This is a genomic window from Polaromonas sp. (genome assembly GCF_012927455.1).
Classification (GTDB): domain Bacteria; phylum Pseudomonadota; class Gammaproteobacteria; order Burkholderiales; family Burkholderiaceae_C; genus Polaromonas.
Genome location: NZ_JABBPE010000002.1, coordinates 651,785 through 666,506 on the forward strand (window position 1 = coordinate 651,785; position 14,722 = coordinate 666,506).

The 14,722-nt window shown below is 60.6% G+C and carries 14 protein-coding genes and 1 tRNA gene; 12 read left to right on the forward strand and 3 right to left on the reverse strand.

The features are described from left to right. Positions 1-23 precede the first annotated feature (23 nt). The 10 genes from HHJ18_RS03625 (at position 24) to HHJ18_RS03670 (ending at position 9,525) form a co-directional block, all read left to right on the forward strand. Positions 24-1,040 carry a tripartite tricarboxylate transporter substrate-binding protein gene (locus HHJ18_RS03625; RefSeq protein ID WP_296911605.1) on the forward strand — a complete coding sequence of 339 codons (1,017 nt, stop codon included), beginning with the start codon at positions 24-26 and terminating at the stop codon, positions 1,038-1,040. 46 nt (positions 1,041-1,086) lie between these two features. Then, positions 1,087-2,454, forward strand: a complete 1,368-nt coding sequence (locus HHJ18_RS03630; protein ID WP_296911607.1) for an FAD-dependent oxidoreductase — start codon at positions 1,087-1,089, stop codon at positions 2,452-2,454. A gap of 45 nt (positions 2,455-2,499) precedes the next feature. Continuing rightward, positions 2,500-3,573 (forward strand): gentisate 1,2-dioxygenase, encoded by a 1,074-nt coding sequence (gtdA, locus tag HHJ18_RS03635; RefSeq protein ID WP_296911609.1) that lies wholly within the window; start codon positions 2,500-2,502, stop codon positions 3,571-3,573. Continuing rightward, positions 3,570-4,265, forward strand: a complete 696-nt coding sequence (locus HHJ18_RS03640) for a fumarylacetoacetate hydrolase family protein (RefSeq protein ID WP_296911611.1) — start codon at positions 3,570-3,572, stop codon at positions 4,263-4,265. The genes gtdA and HHJ18_RS03640 overlap by 4 nt, the downstream gene beginning before the upstream one ends. Before the next feature lie 239 nt (positions 4,266-4,504). After that, the gene (locus HHJ18_RS03645) at positions 4,505-4,993 is read left to right on the forward strand and encodes a TRAP transporter small permease (RefSeq protein ID WP_296911613.1); all 489 of its coding nucleotides are present in this window, start codon (positions 4,505-4,507) and stop codon (positions 4,991-4,993) included. Then, the gene (locus HHJ18_RS03650) at positions 4,990-6,309 is read left to right on the forward strand and encodes a TRAP transporter large permease (protein WP_296911615.1); all 1,320 of its coding nucleotides are present in this window, start codon (positions 4,990-4,992) and stop codon (positions 6,307-6,309) included. Before HHJ18_RS03645 ends, HHJ18_RS03650 begins: the two co-directional genes overlap by 4 nt. Positions 6,310-6,412: 103 nt before the next feature. Further along, positions 6,413-7,465, forward strand: a complete 1,053-nt coding sequence (locus HHJ18_RS03655) for a TRAP transporter substrate-binding protein (RefSeq protein ID WP_296911617.1) — start codon at positions 6,413-6,415, stop codon at positions 7,463-7,465. A gap of 186 nt (positions 7,466-7,651) precedes the next feature. Further along, positions 7,652-8,206 carry an NUDIX hydrolase gene (locus HHJ18_RS03660; protein ID WP_296911619.1) on the forward strand — a complete coding sequence of 185 codons (555 nt, stop codon included), beginning with the start codon at positions 7,652-7,654 and terminating at the stop codon, positions 8,204-8,206. A gap of 187 nt (positions 8,207-8,393) precedes the next feature. Continuing rightward, entirely contained in the window at positions 8,394-9,377 is a 984-nt protein-coding gene (locus HHJ18_RS03665) for a recombination-associated protein RdgC (RefSeq protein WP_296911621.1), read from the forward strand. Between the two features lie 72 nt (positions 9,378-9,449). Then, positions 9,450-9,525 (forward strand) — tRNA-Ala (locus HHJ18_RS03670). Positions 9,526-10,355: 830 nt separating this feature from the next. Here the strand turns inward: HHJ18_RS03670 and HHJ18_RS03675 are convergent. Both HHJ18_RS03675 and HHJ18_RS03680 read right to left on the reverse strand, forming a co-directional pair. Beyond that, positions 10,356-11,048, reverse strand: coding sequence for an MSMEG_1061 family FMN-dependent PPOX-type flavoprotein (locus HHJ18_RS03675; RefSeq protein WP_296911623.1), 693 nt, complete (start codon positions 11,046-11,048; stop codon positions 10,356-10,358). Then, complete coding sequence (locus tag HHJ18_RS03680; RefSeq protein ID WP_296911625.1) at positions 11,048-11,500, reverse strand: BBE domain-containing protein; 453 nt, start codon at positions 11,498-11,500, stop codon at positions 11,048-11,050. Before HHJ18_RS03680 ends, HHJ18_RS03675 begins: the two co-directional genes overlap by 1 nt. 199 nt (positions 11,501-11,699) lie before the next feature. Between HHJ18_RS03680 and HHJ18_RS03685 the strand changes: the two genes are divergently transcribed. Together HHJ18_RS03685 and HHJ18_RS03690 are read left to right on the forward strand one after the other, a co-directional pair. Next, the gene (locus HHJ18_RS03685) at positions 11,700-11,954 is read left to right on the forward strand and encodes a hypothetical protein (RefSeq protein WP_296911627.1); all 255 of its coding nucleotides are present in this window, start codon (positions 11,700-11,702) and stop codon (positions 11,952-11,954) included. 1 nt (position 11,955) lies between these two features. After that, entirely contained in the window at positions 11,956-12,948 is a 993-nt protein-coding gene (locus HHJ18_RS03690; protein WP_296911629.1) for an AraC family transcriptional regulator, read from the forward strand. A gap of 750 nt (positions 12,949-13,698) precedes the next feature. Here the strand turns inward: HHJ18_RS03690 and HHJ18_RS03695 are convergent. Continuing rightward, the gene (locus HHJ18_RS03695; protein WP_296911631.1) at positions 13,699-14,628 is read right to left on the reverse strand and encodes a LysR family transcriptional regulator; all 930 of its coding nucleotides are present in this window, start codon (positions 14,626-14,628) and stop codon (positions 13,699-13,701) included. Between the last annotated feature and the right edge of the window lie 94 nt (positions 14,629-14,722).

Genomic DNA, 14,722 nt, shown 5'->3' on the forward strand with positions numbered 1-14,722 from the left:
AATTCAAGGCCTTCGGAGAACCCATGAGACTGCTTGCCGCGTACTTCGCGTACATCGCGTATTTGCGCGCTACATTTTTGATAGCTGCTTGCGCCCTACCCATATGGGCTACAGCCCAAAATGACATGCAAAATGGCAAAACCGGGGCAGTCTGGCCGACGCGCGCCGTGCGCATCCTGGTGGGTTTCCCCGGTGGCTCGACACCCGACATGGCGGCACGCACCCTGGCCGAGCCGCTGGCCAAAGCGCTAGGCCAGCCGGTCATCATTGAAAACCGGCCAGGCGCGTCCGGCAACATTGCCGCTGACCAGGTTGCCAAGGCCAATGACGGCCACACGCTGGGCGTCGTCATCAATGGCAACCTGACTTCGGCCAAGCTGCTTTTCCCCAAGCTGCCTTACGACCCGGCCAAAGACTTCGCCCCGATCTCGCTGCTGGCCACCGCGCCGCTGCTGCTGGTGGCGCCCGCCAGCCAGCCGGGCGGCGCCGCATTCTTCGCGGCCGCGCGGCGCGGTGGCAGTCAATGGAACTACGGCTCGGTCGGCAATGGCTCGGTGGCGCATCTGGGCATGGAGCTGCTGAAAAGCCGCGCCCCGGGCGTGGCGCCGCTGCATGTGCCCTATCCGGGCAACCCGCAGGTCGTCACCGCCATGCTGGGTGGGCAGATCCAGATGGCGCTGATGCCACCGGGCGTGGCGATGCCGCATGTGCGCTCGGGCAAGCTGCGCGCGATTGGCCTGGCCGGTGGCCGCAGTGCGCTGGTGCCGGATGTGCCGCCGCTGGCCGACGCCGGTCTGCGCAACGTTAACCTGGAAGTGTGGACGGCGCTGGTCGGCCCGGTCAGCCTGTCCAAGGCTGCCCAGACGCGGCTGGCCCAAGAAGTACCGCGCATCCTGCGTGAGGCGGACACCCGGCAAAAACTGTTCGACCAGGGTTGGCAGGCGGTGGGCAGCTCGCCCGAAGGCTTGAAGCGTCGCATCCAGGACGAAGCCGCGATGCTGGGCAGCATCATCCAGACGCGCGGCATCAAAATTGAATAATCCAAATAATCGCTGAAAAACCGGATAAGTAGCCGCTCACGCAGCCATGTCATTCATCACCGAACCCGCCCGCAGCCTGCCCGTTTACGGCGAGTTCGACGTGGTCGTGCTCGGTGGCGGGCCGGCCGGCCTGGCCGCCAGCGTGAGTGCGGCGCGCCGCGGCGCACGCACCTTGCTGGTCGAGCGCTACGGTTTTCTGGGCGGCATGGGCACGGCCGGTGGCGTCACCAACTTTGCCGGCCTGTATGGCAAAAAAAATGGCGAGATGCGGCAGGTCGTGCATGGCGTGGTCGACGAGCTGCTGCAACGCATCGCTGCGCTAGGCGGGCTGAATGAGCCGCAGGACGGCATGCAGGGCCGCATCCGCGTGCGCTCCTACGATGTCTCGGCCTACAAATGCGCGGCCGACCAGCTGCTGCTGGCCGCCGGGGTGCAGTTGCTGTTTCACGCCTGGGCCGGCGCCGTCGTCATGCAGGGCCGCCACATCAGCGCGCTGCTGGTGGAAACCAAATCGGGCCGTCAGGCGATTCGCGCCCAGCGCTTCATCGACTGCTCGGGCGATGCGGACCTGGCGCATTTCGCCGGCGTGCCGTTTGAGCTGGGCGACGGCCAGGGCAGCGCGCTGTTTCCCTCGACCATGTTCCGCGTCGGCCATGTCGATGGCGCGCGCGCGCTGGCGGCGGTCGGTGAGTTCAAGGCCATCAACGCCCTGATGGCGCAAAGCCAGGCGAGCCAGCCCGGCCGCTACCAATTTCCCCGTGAAGGCGCGATTCTCAGGCCCCAGAAAAACCCCAGCGAATGGCGCGCCAATGTCACGCAGATACGCAACGCGGCCGGCAGCGCCATGGACGCCACCGACGCACGCCAGCTAAGCGAGGGCGAGTTGGAAGGGCGGCGCCAGATCACCGAATACTTCCGTTTTTTGCGCGCTGAAGTACCGGGCTTTGAGCAGTCGGCCATCGTCGACATTGCGGCGCAGGTCGGCATCCGCGAAACCCGGCGTATTCAGGGTGCCTATGCGCTGAGCGGCGAAGACATCCTGTCGTCGGCGCGCTTCGATGACGCCATCGGCATCAACGCCTGGCCGATGGAGCTGCATGCCGAGGGCCGGGTCGATTGGCAATTTCCGCGCACTATCGACGCGGCGCAAGGACGCGCCTTCAACGACTTGCCCTGGCGCATGCTGCTGCCTACCGGCGTCAACAACCTGCTGGTGGCCGGGCGTTGCGCCTCGATGACGCACGAAGGCCAGTCCGCCGCGCGGGCCAGCGGCGCCTGCTTTGTGATGGGCCAGGCGGCGGGCACGGCGGCGGCGCAGTTGCCAGCCGGTCAAAGCTTTAGTGAGACCGACGTGCCGCAGCTGAAACAGCAGCTGTTGCAGGACGGCGTGTATTTCGACGATGGCGATGCGTGACGCGCCGTTCGAGCAGCAAACCATCAATAAAAACTGGACCTCACCATGGACATGACAGATCCTGCCAGCCTTGCCACGGAGCGCAAGGCGTTTTACGAAGCCATTGCCTCTTACAGCATGACGCCGCTATGGGAGGTGCTGCACGCGCTGGTGCCGCCCTCGCCCGCCACGCCCTGCCAGCCGGCGCTCTGGAAATACGCCGACGTGCGGCCTTACCTGATGCGCGCGGGCCAGCTCATCACGGCCGAAGAAGCCGTGCGGCGGGTGCTGATTCTGGAAAATCCCGCCTTGCGCGGACAGTCGTGCATCACCCAATCGCTGTATGCCGGCCTGCAACTGATACTGCCCGGCGAGGTGGCGCCCAGTCACCGACATACGCAAAGCGCACTGCGCTTTGTGGTGGAAGGCAACGGGGCATACACCGCGGTAGACGGTGAACGCACGCACATGGCGCCGGGCGACTTCATCATCACCCCGAGCTGGACCTGGCACGACCATGGCCACCAAGGCGCTGTTGAAGCCGATGCGCCCGTGGTCTGGCTCGATGGTCTGGACATTCCCATGCTGCGCTTCTTCGATGCCGGTTTTGCGGAAAACGGCACTGCCAAACAGCAGGTCGTGACCAAAGCTGAAGGCCTGAGCCGCCACCGCTACGGCGCCAACATGCTGCCGGTGCGCTATGACGCGCCTTTCGGCCAGACCTCCCCGATCTTCAGCTACCCCTACGAACGCACGCGCGAGGCCCTGTTTGAGCTGGAAACACATGCCGAAATCGATGCCTGGGACGGCGCCAAGCTGCGTTATGTGAACCCGGCCAGCGGCGGCTCACCGATGCCGACCATGGCCACCTTCATGCAGCGGCTGCCAGCGGGCTTTGCCGGCAAACCCTATCGCCAGACCGATGGTGCGGTGTTCAGCGTGGTCGAGGGCTCAGGCAGCGTGACCCTAAGCCGCAATGATCAGCTTTGGACCTTTGAATTCGGCCCGCGCGACCACTTTGTGATTCCATCGTGGCACACTGCGCAACTGCATTCGATGCAAGGTTGTGTGCTGTTCAGTTTTTCAGATCGCCCGGTGCATCAGGCCTTGGGCATACATAAAGAGGATAGGCTGCCATGAGTTTTGTATTTACACCACCCGCCATGGTCTCCGTGCCTGTTGTGGGTTCCGAAAATCGTTTTCCGGTTCACCGCATTTACTGTGTCGGCCGCAACTACGAAGAGCACGCCAAGGAAATGGGTTTCACGGGCCGCGAGCCGCCCTTCTTCTTCATGAAACCAGCCGACGCCCTGGTCGTCGTCGAAGCGGACAGCACCGGCACCATGCCCTACCCCAGCCTGACCAAAAACTTTCACCACGAAATTGAACTGGTGGTGGCCATTGGCACCGGGGGAAAAAACATCAAGGCCGCTGACGCCCACAAGCATATTTATGGCTACGCCGTTGGCCTGGACATGACACGCCGCGATCTGCAGGGCGAGATGAAAAAACAAGGTCGCCCCTGGTGCATCGGAAAGGCCTTTGACCACTCCGCACCGATTGGCCCGATCACGCCGGTCGCGCAAGCCGGCGACGCCCAGAACGCCGAAATCTCCCTGCAGGTGAACGGCCAGGAGCGCCAGCGCAGCCATGTGTCCAAGCTGATCTGGAATATTGGCGAAACCATAGAGCACTTGTCGGCCGCCTGGGAATTGCAGCCGGGCGACCTGATTTACAGCGGCACCCCCGAAGGCGTGGCGGCCGTGGTGTCGGGCGACACCCTGGTCGGCAAGGTGGCAGGCCTGAGCACGCTGACCATCCAGGTCGCGTAGGCCTGACTGCCCGCGAAAAATTTCCTTGCACGCCCGTTGTGCTTCGACGTTCGCGGGTAGCTTGCGCAATGCACGCGCGGCCGTTTAGACCATCGCGCAAATACCCGACCCGCTCGGGGAAACCCGCCTGACCCGCTGCGGCGGGCTTCTTCATAATTAGCCTGAGGCAAGGCGCCGGGTGGTGCGGCCTTCACCTCAACGCCTAGATCAACCCATGAACCCACCGGCTGGAGACAAGTTTGAAAATTCTTGAAAACCTCGCAAAACTGTGCGCCATCATCGCGGGCGTGCTGTTGACCGGCATCACCTTGATGACCTGCGCCAGCCTGATAGGCCGCAACACCACCGGCGACTCCATCGTCGGCGCCTTCGAGCTAACGGGTGTCGCCGCCGGTGCTGCTATTGCGCTCTTCATGCCGCTGTGCCAGCTGCGCCGCGGAAACATCATTGTTGATTTTTTCACGGCGAACATGAGCGCCGCCGTCAATGACAAACTCGACCGCTTCGGCACCCTGCTGCTGGTGCTGATTTTTGGCCTGCTGGCCTGGCGCACCACGCTGGGCGGCCTGAATGTCTACTCGGCCAATTCCGAAACCCAGATCATGGGGTTTCCCGAGTGGATCGTCTACGCCATGATGGTGCCGCCTTTTGTCCTGACAGGGTTGATTGCCCTGCGCCAGACGCTGTTTGGTTTTGGCTCCGAAGAAGCTGCAGAGACCCCGATATGAGTTCATTGAGTTTGACGCTGCTGATCTTTGGCAGCATGCTGGCCCTGATGGCCGTGCGCGTGCCCATCGCGGCCAGCATGTTCGCCGCCGGGGCCATCGGCTATGTGACGCAAACAGGTTGGGCGCCGTTTGCCAGCTTCCTCAATGCCCAGGCGTTTGCCCGCTTCGCCGGCTACGACCTTTCGGTCATTCCGCTGTTCATTTTGATGGGGCACTTTGCCACCAAAGGCGGTATCAGCAAATCGTTGTTTGAGTTTGCCGCCGGCGTGATGGGCCGCTTCAAGGGCGGGTTGGCCATGGCCTCGCTGCTGGCCTGCGCGGCCTTCGGCGCGATCAGCGGCTCTTCGGTAGCAACTGCGGCCACCATCACCGGTGTCGCCTTGCCTGAAATGCAGCGCCACGGTTACTCGGGCCGGCTGGCCACGGGAACGCTGGCGGCAGGCGGCACGCTGGGCATCCAGTTGCCGCCTTCTATCGTGCTGGTGATTTACGCGATTCTTACCGAACAGAACATCAGCAAGCTGTTTGCTGCTGCGGTGATTCCCGGCATTATCGCCATGTGCGGCTACATGATCGCGGTGGCGATTTATGTGCGCGTTGTGCCTGGCCATGCGCCAGAAGTCCAGGCAGACCGTCAGGGCGTGACGCTGCACTCCCTGATTGGCGTGGCCCCCATCGTTGTCATTTTCCTGCTGGTTTTCGGTGGCATCTACGGCGGTTTCTTCACCCCTACCGAGGGCGCGGCCGTGGGGGCGGCTTCGACATTTCTGACCGCCCTGCTCAAGGGCGAGATGACCCTGGGAAAATTCAAGGAGTGTTTCTACGGCACGGCGGTAAGTGCCTCCATGATTTTCCTGATTTTCATTGGCGCTGACCTGATGAACTCGGCGTTGGCGCTTACGCAGGTTCCTAACCAACTGGCCGCGCTGGTGGGTGGCTGGGGGCTCTCGCCATTGGTTGTAGTCGTGGCGATCCTGCTCTTCTATGTGCTGCTTGGAGCCGTCATGGACGAGCTTTCCATGCTGTTGCTGACCATTCCGATCTTTTTCCCCATGGTGATGGCGCTCGACTTTGGTATGGCCAAAGAATCGGTCGCCATCTGGTTTGGCATCATGGTGCTGATGACAGTGGGTTTCGGCCTGATTGCGCCGCCGGTCGGGCTGAATGTTTACATCGTCAATGGTCTGGCCAAAAATATCCCCATGGGCGAAACCTACCGGGGGGTGATGCCTTTCCTGATCAGCGACGTGCTGCGCACCATGCTGTTCCTGTTCTTCCCCATCATTCCACTCTGGCTTGTGGGGTTTATCAGGTGAACGAGCGCGCGACTTTCGGGCTTCGATGCCGTGCTACGGGTAAGCACCAAAAGCGGCTGACTGCTTTTACCGTTAATTTCAATACACAGGAGACTTTTTAATCATGATTCAACGTCGTATCCTTTTGAAATCCGGCGCTGCCGTCGCCCTTGGTGTACCGGCTTTGAGTGGCCGGGCCCAGCAAGTGGTCACACTCAAATTCCACACCTTCATGGCGCCGCAGTCCAATGTCTGGCTGGCCATGCACAAACCTTGGATGGAAAAGGTCGAGAAGGAATCGGGCGGCCGCATCAAATTTGAAGCCTATCCCGCCATGCAGTTGGGCGGCACGCCGGTGCAGCTGTACGACCAGGTAAAAGATGGTGTGGTTGACGTAGTGTGGACGCTGCCGGGCAATACGGCCGGACGTTTCCCGCGCATTGAGGCCTTTGAGCTGCCTTTCATGATGACCAACGCTGAAGCTACTTCCAAGGCCTATTGGGAGTATGTACAGACCGTGGCGGTTGACGAATTCAAGGACACACAGGTGCTGGCGCTGCAGGTTCATGGGCCCGGCGTCATTCACACCGTCGACAAGCCGGTCAAATCCATCGCCGACATGCGCGGCCTCAAGCTGCGCGCGCCGACCCGCCAGGTCACCAAACTGATGGGTGTGCTGGGCGCCACGCCGGTGGGCATGCCGCTGCCGCAGATTCCCGACGCGCTGAGCAAGGGCACCATCAATGGTTGCGTGATTCCCTGGGAAGTCGTGCCTTCGGTCAAAGTCAACGAACTGACCAAGTTCCACGCCGAATTTGATCCCGCCGGTGGCAGCCTGTACACCACCACCTTCGTGATGGCCATGAACAAAGCCAAATACAACGCCCTTCCACCTGATCTGAAAAAGGTCATCGACAACAATTCCGGTATGGCCACCTCGGCCCACCTGGGCAAGATCCAGCAGGGCAACGACGTGCCGGGGCGCAAGAGCGCTAGCGACCGCGGCAACACCATTTACACCATCAACGCGGCGGAAGCGCAGGAATTCCGCCGCAAATCGCGCACCGTCGAAGTCGAGTGGATCGAAGACATGAACAAGAAAGGCTTCGACGGCAAGAAACTTCTGGACACGGCGCGCAGCCTGATAGAAAAGCACAGCAAAACCAGCAAAGCCTGAGTGGCTGGCAGGCCTAATGCTGGCATTCTTTGAAAAAACCGTGTTTTGACCCGTTTTTTTTGTATCATTTAGGCCTCTAGTCCAATGAATACGGGCGTAAGCAGCTATTTATTTAATAGCACCTCGATGGTGCTATGCGCTTTCAGGCAGGTGACTCGCCGCCGGCAAAATCGCTACACTTATTTGATGCACCGCCCACCCTTGAAACACTGCCGCGTTTGCGGCACCGCCGTGGCCTACCGCCTGCCCGACGACGGCGACACCAAAGAGCGCGCCGTCTGCCCCGCCTGCCACACCGTCCACTATGAAAATCCGCTCAACGTGGTGGGCACCGTGCCGGTGTGGGGTGATGATGGCGCGCAGGTGCTGCTCTGCAAACGCAGTATCGAGCCGCGCCGGGGCAAGTGGACGCTGCCGGCCGGTTTCATGGAAATGGGCGAAACCACCTCGGAAGGCGCGGCCCGCGAGACCGACGAGGAAGCCGGCGCGCAGTTTGAAATGCAGGGCCTGTTTTCCATCATGAATGTCGTGCGCGTCGGGCAGTTGCACCTGTTTTACCGCGCCCGGCTGCTCAGCGCCGAGTTCAATCCCGGCCATGAAACGCTGGAAGCCAGGCTGTTTACCGAGTCAGAAATCCCGTGGGACGAGCTAGCCTTCAGAACCGTCAAGGAGACGCTGGAGCATTACTTTGCCGACCGCCGCAAGGGAAGTTACGGCATTCATGTAGTCGATATTGCCTAAGCCAGAAGCCCCGCCAACATGTAAGCAAGTGCAGTGCGCGTCTTAACTGTCACTTAGAATTTCGGGTGTCGGGCGCATCGCCCGCTGCGCCCTTCTCTCACCCTTCGCCCGTTCTCTTTCTCGCCAGGTCAGCAGCCGGTTTCGCCGCTCGCTGCCCCACCACCGCCACCCAACACCCCGGAATTTCATGTTCAAATCCGCTTCCTATTTCCGTATCGCCGACGACTTCGTACTGCCTCCCCTGGATGCCCTTGAAGAAGCGCTGCAAGCGACCCGCTTCATGCCCTGCGGCGCCACCCAGCCGGAGTCCAGCGGCTGGGTCGCGCCTCGCGGCAACAAGAGCATTGCTTTGGTCGAAGTTATTGATCATCAGGTCATCCTGCAACTGTGCACAGAGCGCCGCCCGCTGCCGGCGTCTGCCGTGAAGGCCGCGATCGACGAATGCATTGAAAAATACAAGCAGGAAACCGGCCGCGAGCGCGTCAGCGCCAAGATCAAGAAAGAGTTCAAGGAAGAAGCCATCCAGAGTCTGTTGCCCCGCGCCTTCACCAAACGCTCCTCGACCACGCTGTGGATAGACCCGGTCAACAAATTCCTGGTGGTGGACTCCGGCAGCCTGGCCGGCGCTGACAAGGTGGTCAGCCACCTGGTTGAGGTGCTGGGAGACATTGCGGGCTCCCGTCCCGGCCTCATGGCCAGGCCGGTGCAGACGACGATGTCGGCCGCCGCCGCCATGGCGCACTGGCTCGCCAGCCGCGAGGGGCCGGTAGGCTTCACGGTTGATCGCGACTGCGAACTCAAGATGCCTGACGACCAGAAGGCGGCGGTGCGCTACTCGCGCCACACGCTGGAAATTGACGAGGTCGCCGAACATATCGCGGCCGGCAAGGTACCAACCCAGCTGGCCATGACGTGGAACGACCGCGTGTCTTTCGTGCTCACCGATACCGCCCAGGTGAAGAAAATCAAACTGCTAGACGTCGTGCTCGACGGTGTGCAGGAAGGTGGCAAGGACGACGACGGCTTCGACACCGACGCTGCCATCGTGACCGGAGAACTGTCGGCCCTGATCCCCGATCTGCTGGAAGCGCTGGGCGGCGAGCTGTCAAGTGATGACGCGGTAGCTCCAGCCGAAACCACGACGGCGCCGCGCGAGCTCGCGGGCGCTTAAAACCTGTTCCATTTCCGATCTGCAATAAGCGCTTGCCCCCGCCCCCGCTTTATTGCTAGACTGACAACCGTAGGGGGGGTAGCTCAGCTGGGAGAGCGCTGCGTTCGCAATGCAGAGGTCGTGAGTTCGATCCTCATCCTCTCCACCACTTTTCAAAGCCAACTGTTCTCAGTTGGCTTTGTCGTTTCTGGGCTTCCCCCGCGCCACGCGGGGTTCCGGCCGCCTCTGCGTGTGCCACCCAGCGCAGGGTGACCTCTCACAACGGCCTCGTTGCGCCGCCGTTCGATTCTTTTCTGTTCTCTGTTCTTTAAAAATATTGGAGAGCCCTGTCGATTTGGCACGCGGAAAACTGCTTAGCGTTCAACAAGTTGCGCGTGTGCCACTGAGGGAGGTTCGAGGGGGCAAAGTGGTTATCGGATGCGAATAGGCTCGCTGATTGCGCCAGCATTCACCTGCTGGAGTAGGGCGACCGGTGCGTGAAAGCTCGGCTCGACGGCTGGTTGGGCGTCAGGAACTGCAAAGGCATCGGCGAACGGTGCTCCACTCGGGAATCCGAGCTGACGCGACTTTAGACAGAACGGCAAGACCCAGAGTCGCAGTCCGTCCAACTTCGGGAATTCGAAGACGGGCAGCGGCTGGTCGAAGGTAGCTGTCTTCGGGAAAAGCGAGGACCTACGCAAGGAGCTGGAAGCGTTGTTCGAGAACCAGAACAAGGGCCAGACCGCCAGCGCCACTTCAATTCCGGCGACTTTCCTCCGCGTGACGGTTCATGTCCGGTAGCTGCGGTTTTTATATAGCAAAGGCCTCCTGCATCGGGCCACGTTTAAGCCGCGCGTAAACCGGCAGCGAGGCGGTTGCCTGCTGTAGCGACCAATACCGGCTTGCCCGGGTCTCTCTGGGGAGTTAATGGCAAGGTCCTTTGCATTTCTGCGACCAGTGCTTCGCACAACCTGTTGAATGACGGCTGGGGCGTCATTTCTAATACAGGCGTGTCGCGGCATCGTTGTCGACTATTGCCTGCATTTCTTCAACCGACTGTCGCAACTTGCCAGCTGAAACCATCGTTTCCGCGAGAGACGGAAGACCAGACAAAGTGGGCCAGAACTCCGGCTTCCAGAGGTTTGACCGAATAATGCACTTGGCGCAGTGGAAAAACATCTGATTGACTTCGACAATGATTGCGAACTCTGGAAGCCTGTCCCCGACCGCCATTTGTTCGCGAATTTCTAGGTCACGAACGATGATGGCGCGACCACTGACGCGCAATGTCTCCTGCTTTCCGGGCACGAAAAAGATCAGACCAATCTGGTCGTTGACAACAAGATTTACGAAGGTATCTGCTCGATGGTTTCCGAGTCGATCCGGAATCGCAAGAGTCTTCTCATCAAGCACGCGTACGAATCCCGGGGGGTCACCCTTGGGGGACATGTCCATTCGCCCGTCAGCGCCGCTCGTACCAATCAGAAGAAACGGAGATCTTCCAATAAATTCTCGGGCATGAGAGTCGAGTTCGTTCAACTCTTTCCGAATCACCAGGGCTGAGGGGCTCCCCATAACGGATCTGAACTGCTCTTCAGTGGTGACGACCTCGCGAAACCTAGATTGCAGATCCATTGCGAACTCCTTTTTTATGACAGGTTGGATGACGGCCAACGTGGAGAAATCTTGCATCACTGTGAAGCTCCCATAGGTTTCGTGTGCCGGAACAAATTGTCCGGATCGAACTTGCGTTTAAGCGCTGCCATACGCGTCAGGTTCGGGCGGCCGTACGTGGCTTCGATACGATCCGACCCCTCTTCTTCCGTCAAAAGGTTGACGTAAACGCCACCGGTGAAACAAGTCCGGCTGGCTTCTAAGCAATCGCGTGCAAGCGCGGCGCAAAGCAGGTCGCCGGGTACCGGTGCGGCGTGCGTTCCACCAATCGCCCGGTGCACGCCGTATTCGATGCTCGCTGTCGCGTGGCTGCCGAAGTGCACTCGGCCCGACATCGGATCGAGGCTGTCGCCTCCTGCGGTCCACGCGTTGTCAACCAAGGCGGCCTGGTTAGGGTCTCGCGCATAGGTGGTACGCAACGGCGCCTGCAGCGCCCGCACGGCATGGTGCGCATTGCCGGTATTGGTCATGAAAGCAGTATGGTCGACGGGCTTGAACTGTCGTTACCTGCGACACCGGAACTCTTATCCGGAACTCGCATTTCAACCGTGAATGAACTAGGGCCAATCCGCAGCACCGGTTTTTTGTCCGAGGCTCCGGCGCGAGTCGACATCGCCGGTGAAGCAGCAGACAATGGAATCTTCGCCCATCACCATCCGGAGTCTCAGCATGACGACGAACGCACACGTTGGGGCTTGCCTCTCGCGGGCTTGCGACGCATTCGAGCTACGACCTTCCGCCCCGGTTCAGGAGGACTCGCCCGCTGTTGCGGTGTGGGACGGCGCGCTCGGTACGAAATTGATGCACCCAGCGTTGGGTGACCTCGTGGAAGCGGCGCACTCCCTTGCGCCGCTCTCGGGCGCATTGCGGCAACCGACCGACATCGCACTCGATCTTCGGCTCGCGGCAACCGCCGGCGCCTGAAATGGATGCACTGTCCGAGGTGCTTCGCGTTGTCCGCCTGAACAGCGCGGTGTTCTTCAATGCGAGGTTCAGTGCCCCGTGGTGCTTTTCCTCCCCCGAGGCGAGCAGTGTGATGCAGATCCTGCATCCGGGGGCGGAGCGGCTGGTGATCTTTCACCTTCTGACCGAGGGCGAGTGCAGGGTGGAGGTGGAGGGCTCGCCACCCGGTGTACTCCGTGCGGGCGAAATCATCGTGTTTCCGCACGGCGACGCCCACGTCATGGCGTCCGCGCCGGATGTCCACCCTGCGCCGCCCGCGGACCTGCCGTCGCTCCTCCGCAGGGGGCCGCGCGAGCTGCGGTTCGGAGGAGGTGGAGCCGCGACGAAATTCATCTGCGGCTATCTCTCCTGCGACCCGCGCTTGTGTCGCCCGATCCTGAACGCGCTTCCGCGCGTGCTGACAGTGAGCCTGCGCGGGCAAGGCGAGCCCGGCTGGCTGGAAAGCTCGATCCGTTACGCAGTGGCCGAGGCCGCGTCCTCACGCCCCGGCGGCGCCGGCGTGCTCGCAAAACTGTCCGAAGTTCTCTTTATCGAGACATTGCGCCGGCACATGGAACGACTGCCGCCGGAGCACACGGGCTGGCTCGCCGGTGTCCGCGACCGGGTTGTCGGCCGGGCGTTGGCGTCGATGCACGCGCGACCTGCGCATCCCTGGACGGTGGAAACGCTGGCCGGTGAATGCAGCATTTCCAGGTCGGTGCTTGCCGAGCGGTTTACGCACTACGTCGGGCAGTCGCCGATGCACTACCTCACCCGGTGGCGGATGGCCCTCGCCGCGGGAATGTTGCAGACCAGCTCGCTGAGCATCACGCATGTGGCGCAGGACGTGGGCTACGAGACGGACCCTGCATTCAGCCGCGCTTTCCGGCGCGAGTTCGGCATGCCGCCGGCTGCCTGGCGCGGCGCCAACGGTATCAGGGGCCTGGGGAGCGCTCAGCAAGGGGGCAGCGAATAAATCAACTTCGGGAATATGCAACACTTTGACGCCCGCTTTCTCTGCGTCAAGATGAAAATCTTTATTCTGAAGAGTTGACCCAATTTCATGATTTATAGCTTTGTTGTTGCTCCACAAGTGCAACGGCCACCACTCGGTATTAGGGTCACTTTGATTGACTGCTCGGGACAAAAGGGCCCAAACATCGTTTTCAGCTTTCTTGCAGCTAATAATTAGTGTGGTGTATACGCTGAACCCATTCACACTGCTCACTTTGTAGGCTATCAAATCCATCTCTCGCGGAGTTTGCGTGAGGTCGTCCAGGTAATACTTGCTGCTAATCACAGTCCAGCCAGCGGACTTTAATGTGCGAGATGTTTGGTATTCCAGGGGAAAACCCGTTTTCAGAATCTCCTTGGTAAACAGGGAAAGATCGGTAACGGCTTGCTTCGGTGGTTTTTTAGGTGGCTTCATCGGGATTTGTTGCAGCTGGGTTAGTCCGTACATAAGCCCTAGATAGCTAAAGCCCTATTCGATGAGGGCTTACTTCTGAACTGAGCGGGGCTGGAGAGACGGTCTTCCAAGACTCTGCTGCGTCCGTTTGGGGTACACCCATGCTGTACGGTCAGGGATGATGGGAATAGTGTCCAACTTGACTGGGTTTCTTATTTATCGCCTTCTCCTCTCCACCAGATGGTAAAAACCTGAAAATCCAGTCGATCAACGGCTTGCCATTTTCAGGTTTTTTGCTTTCACCGGCCCCCCAAAATTTCATGCCCGTGCTGTCTCTGAGCCGAACATCGCTGCTAAATGTGCCTCGCCGCGCTCCAGAATCAAATAGCGGAAAGCTTCGGCCGCCGGCGACAGCATCTTGGCCGCAGCATTCACCAGGTGCCAGCGTCGCATCAGCGGCAGCCCCTCTACATGCGGCGCAGCGATCAGCCCGCTGCGCAATTCCAACCCGATGGTATGCAGCGAGACCATGCTCACACCCAAGCCGGCCATCACCGCCTGCTTGATGGCCTCGTTGCTCGACATTTCCATGATGAACATAGGTTGGAGGCGGTGTGAGGCGAGATACTCTTCCAGCGCCGCGCGGGTGCCGGAGCCCGGCTCGCGCACGATGAAACCTTCCCGCGCTAACGCTACGGCAGGCACGCCCTCCAATTGGGCGAAGGGGTGATTCGGCGCCGTTACCAGGACATGCGGGTGCATCGCAAAAGGTTCGGCGCGATTGGGCCATTCCTTGGGCGCCCTACCCATCACCGATATGTCCACCTCGTTGTTTTGCATCAGCGCCACCAACTGTTCGCGATTGCCCAAGCGCAGCCGCACCTCAACGGAGGGGTGCTCGCCATGGAACTGCGCCAGTAACTGCGGTAAGAAGTATTTGGCTGAGCTAACCATGCCGATCGTCAGCAAGCCTGATTCGACGCCCGTGAAGCGGGCCATGGCGTCCTCGGTTTCCTTAAGCGTGGCCAGCAGGCGCCGCGCATAGACGACGAAGTACTCGCCGGCAGTGGATAGCGACAGCTGGCGCCCGGCGCGGTCGAACAGTGGCAATCCGACCTGCGACTCGATGTCCTTTATTGACATCGAGACCGCGGGTGGCGTGAGGTGCAAAGCCTCTGCAGCGCGCTGCATGCTGCCCTGGCGCGCCACCTCAGCAAATACCCGCAATTGACGAAAGGTAATATTCATAAATAAGTAAAAGCTTATCTGAAAGCAAAATATATCTTACTTTACCTTATTCAACTCCATTGCTAAGGTCGACGCGTCAACCCATTTAACCAAT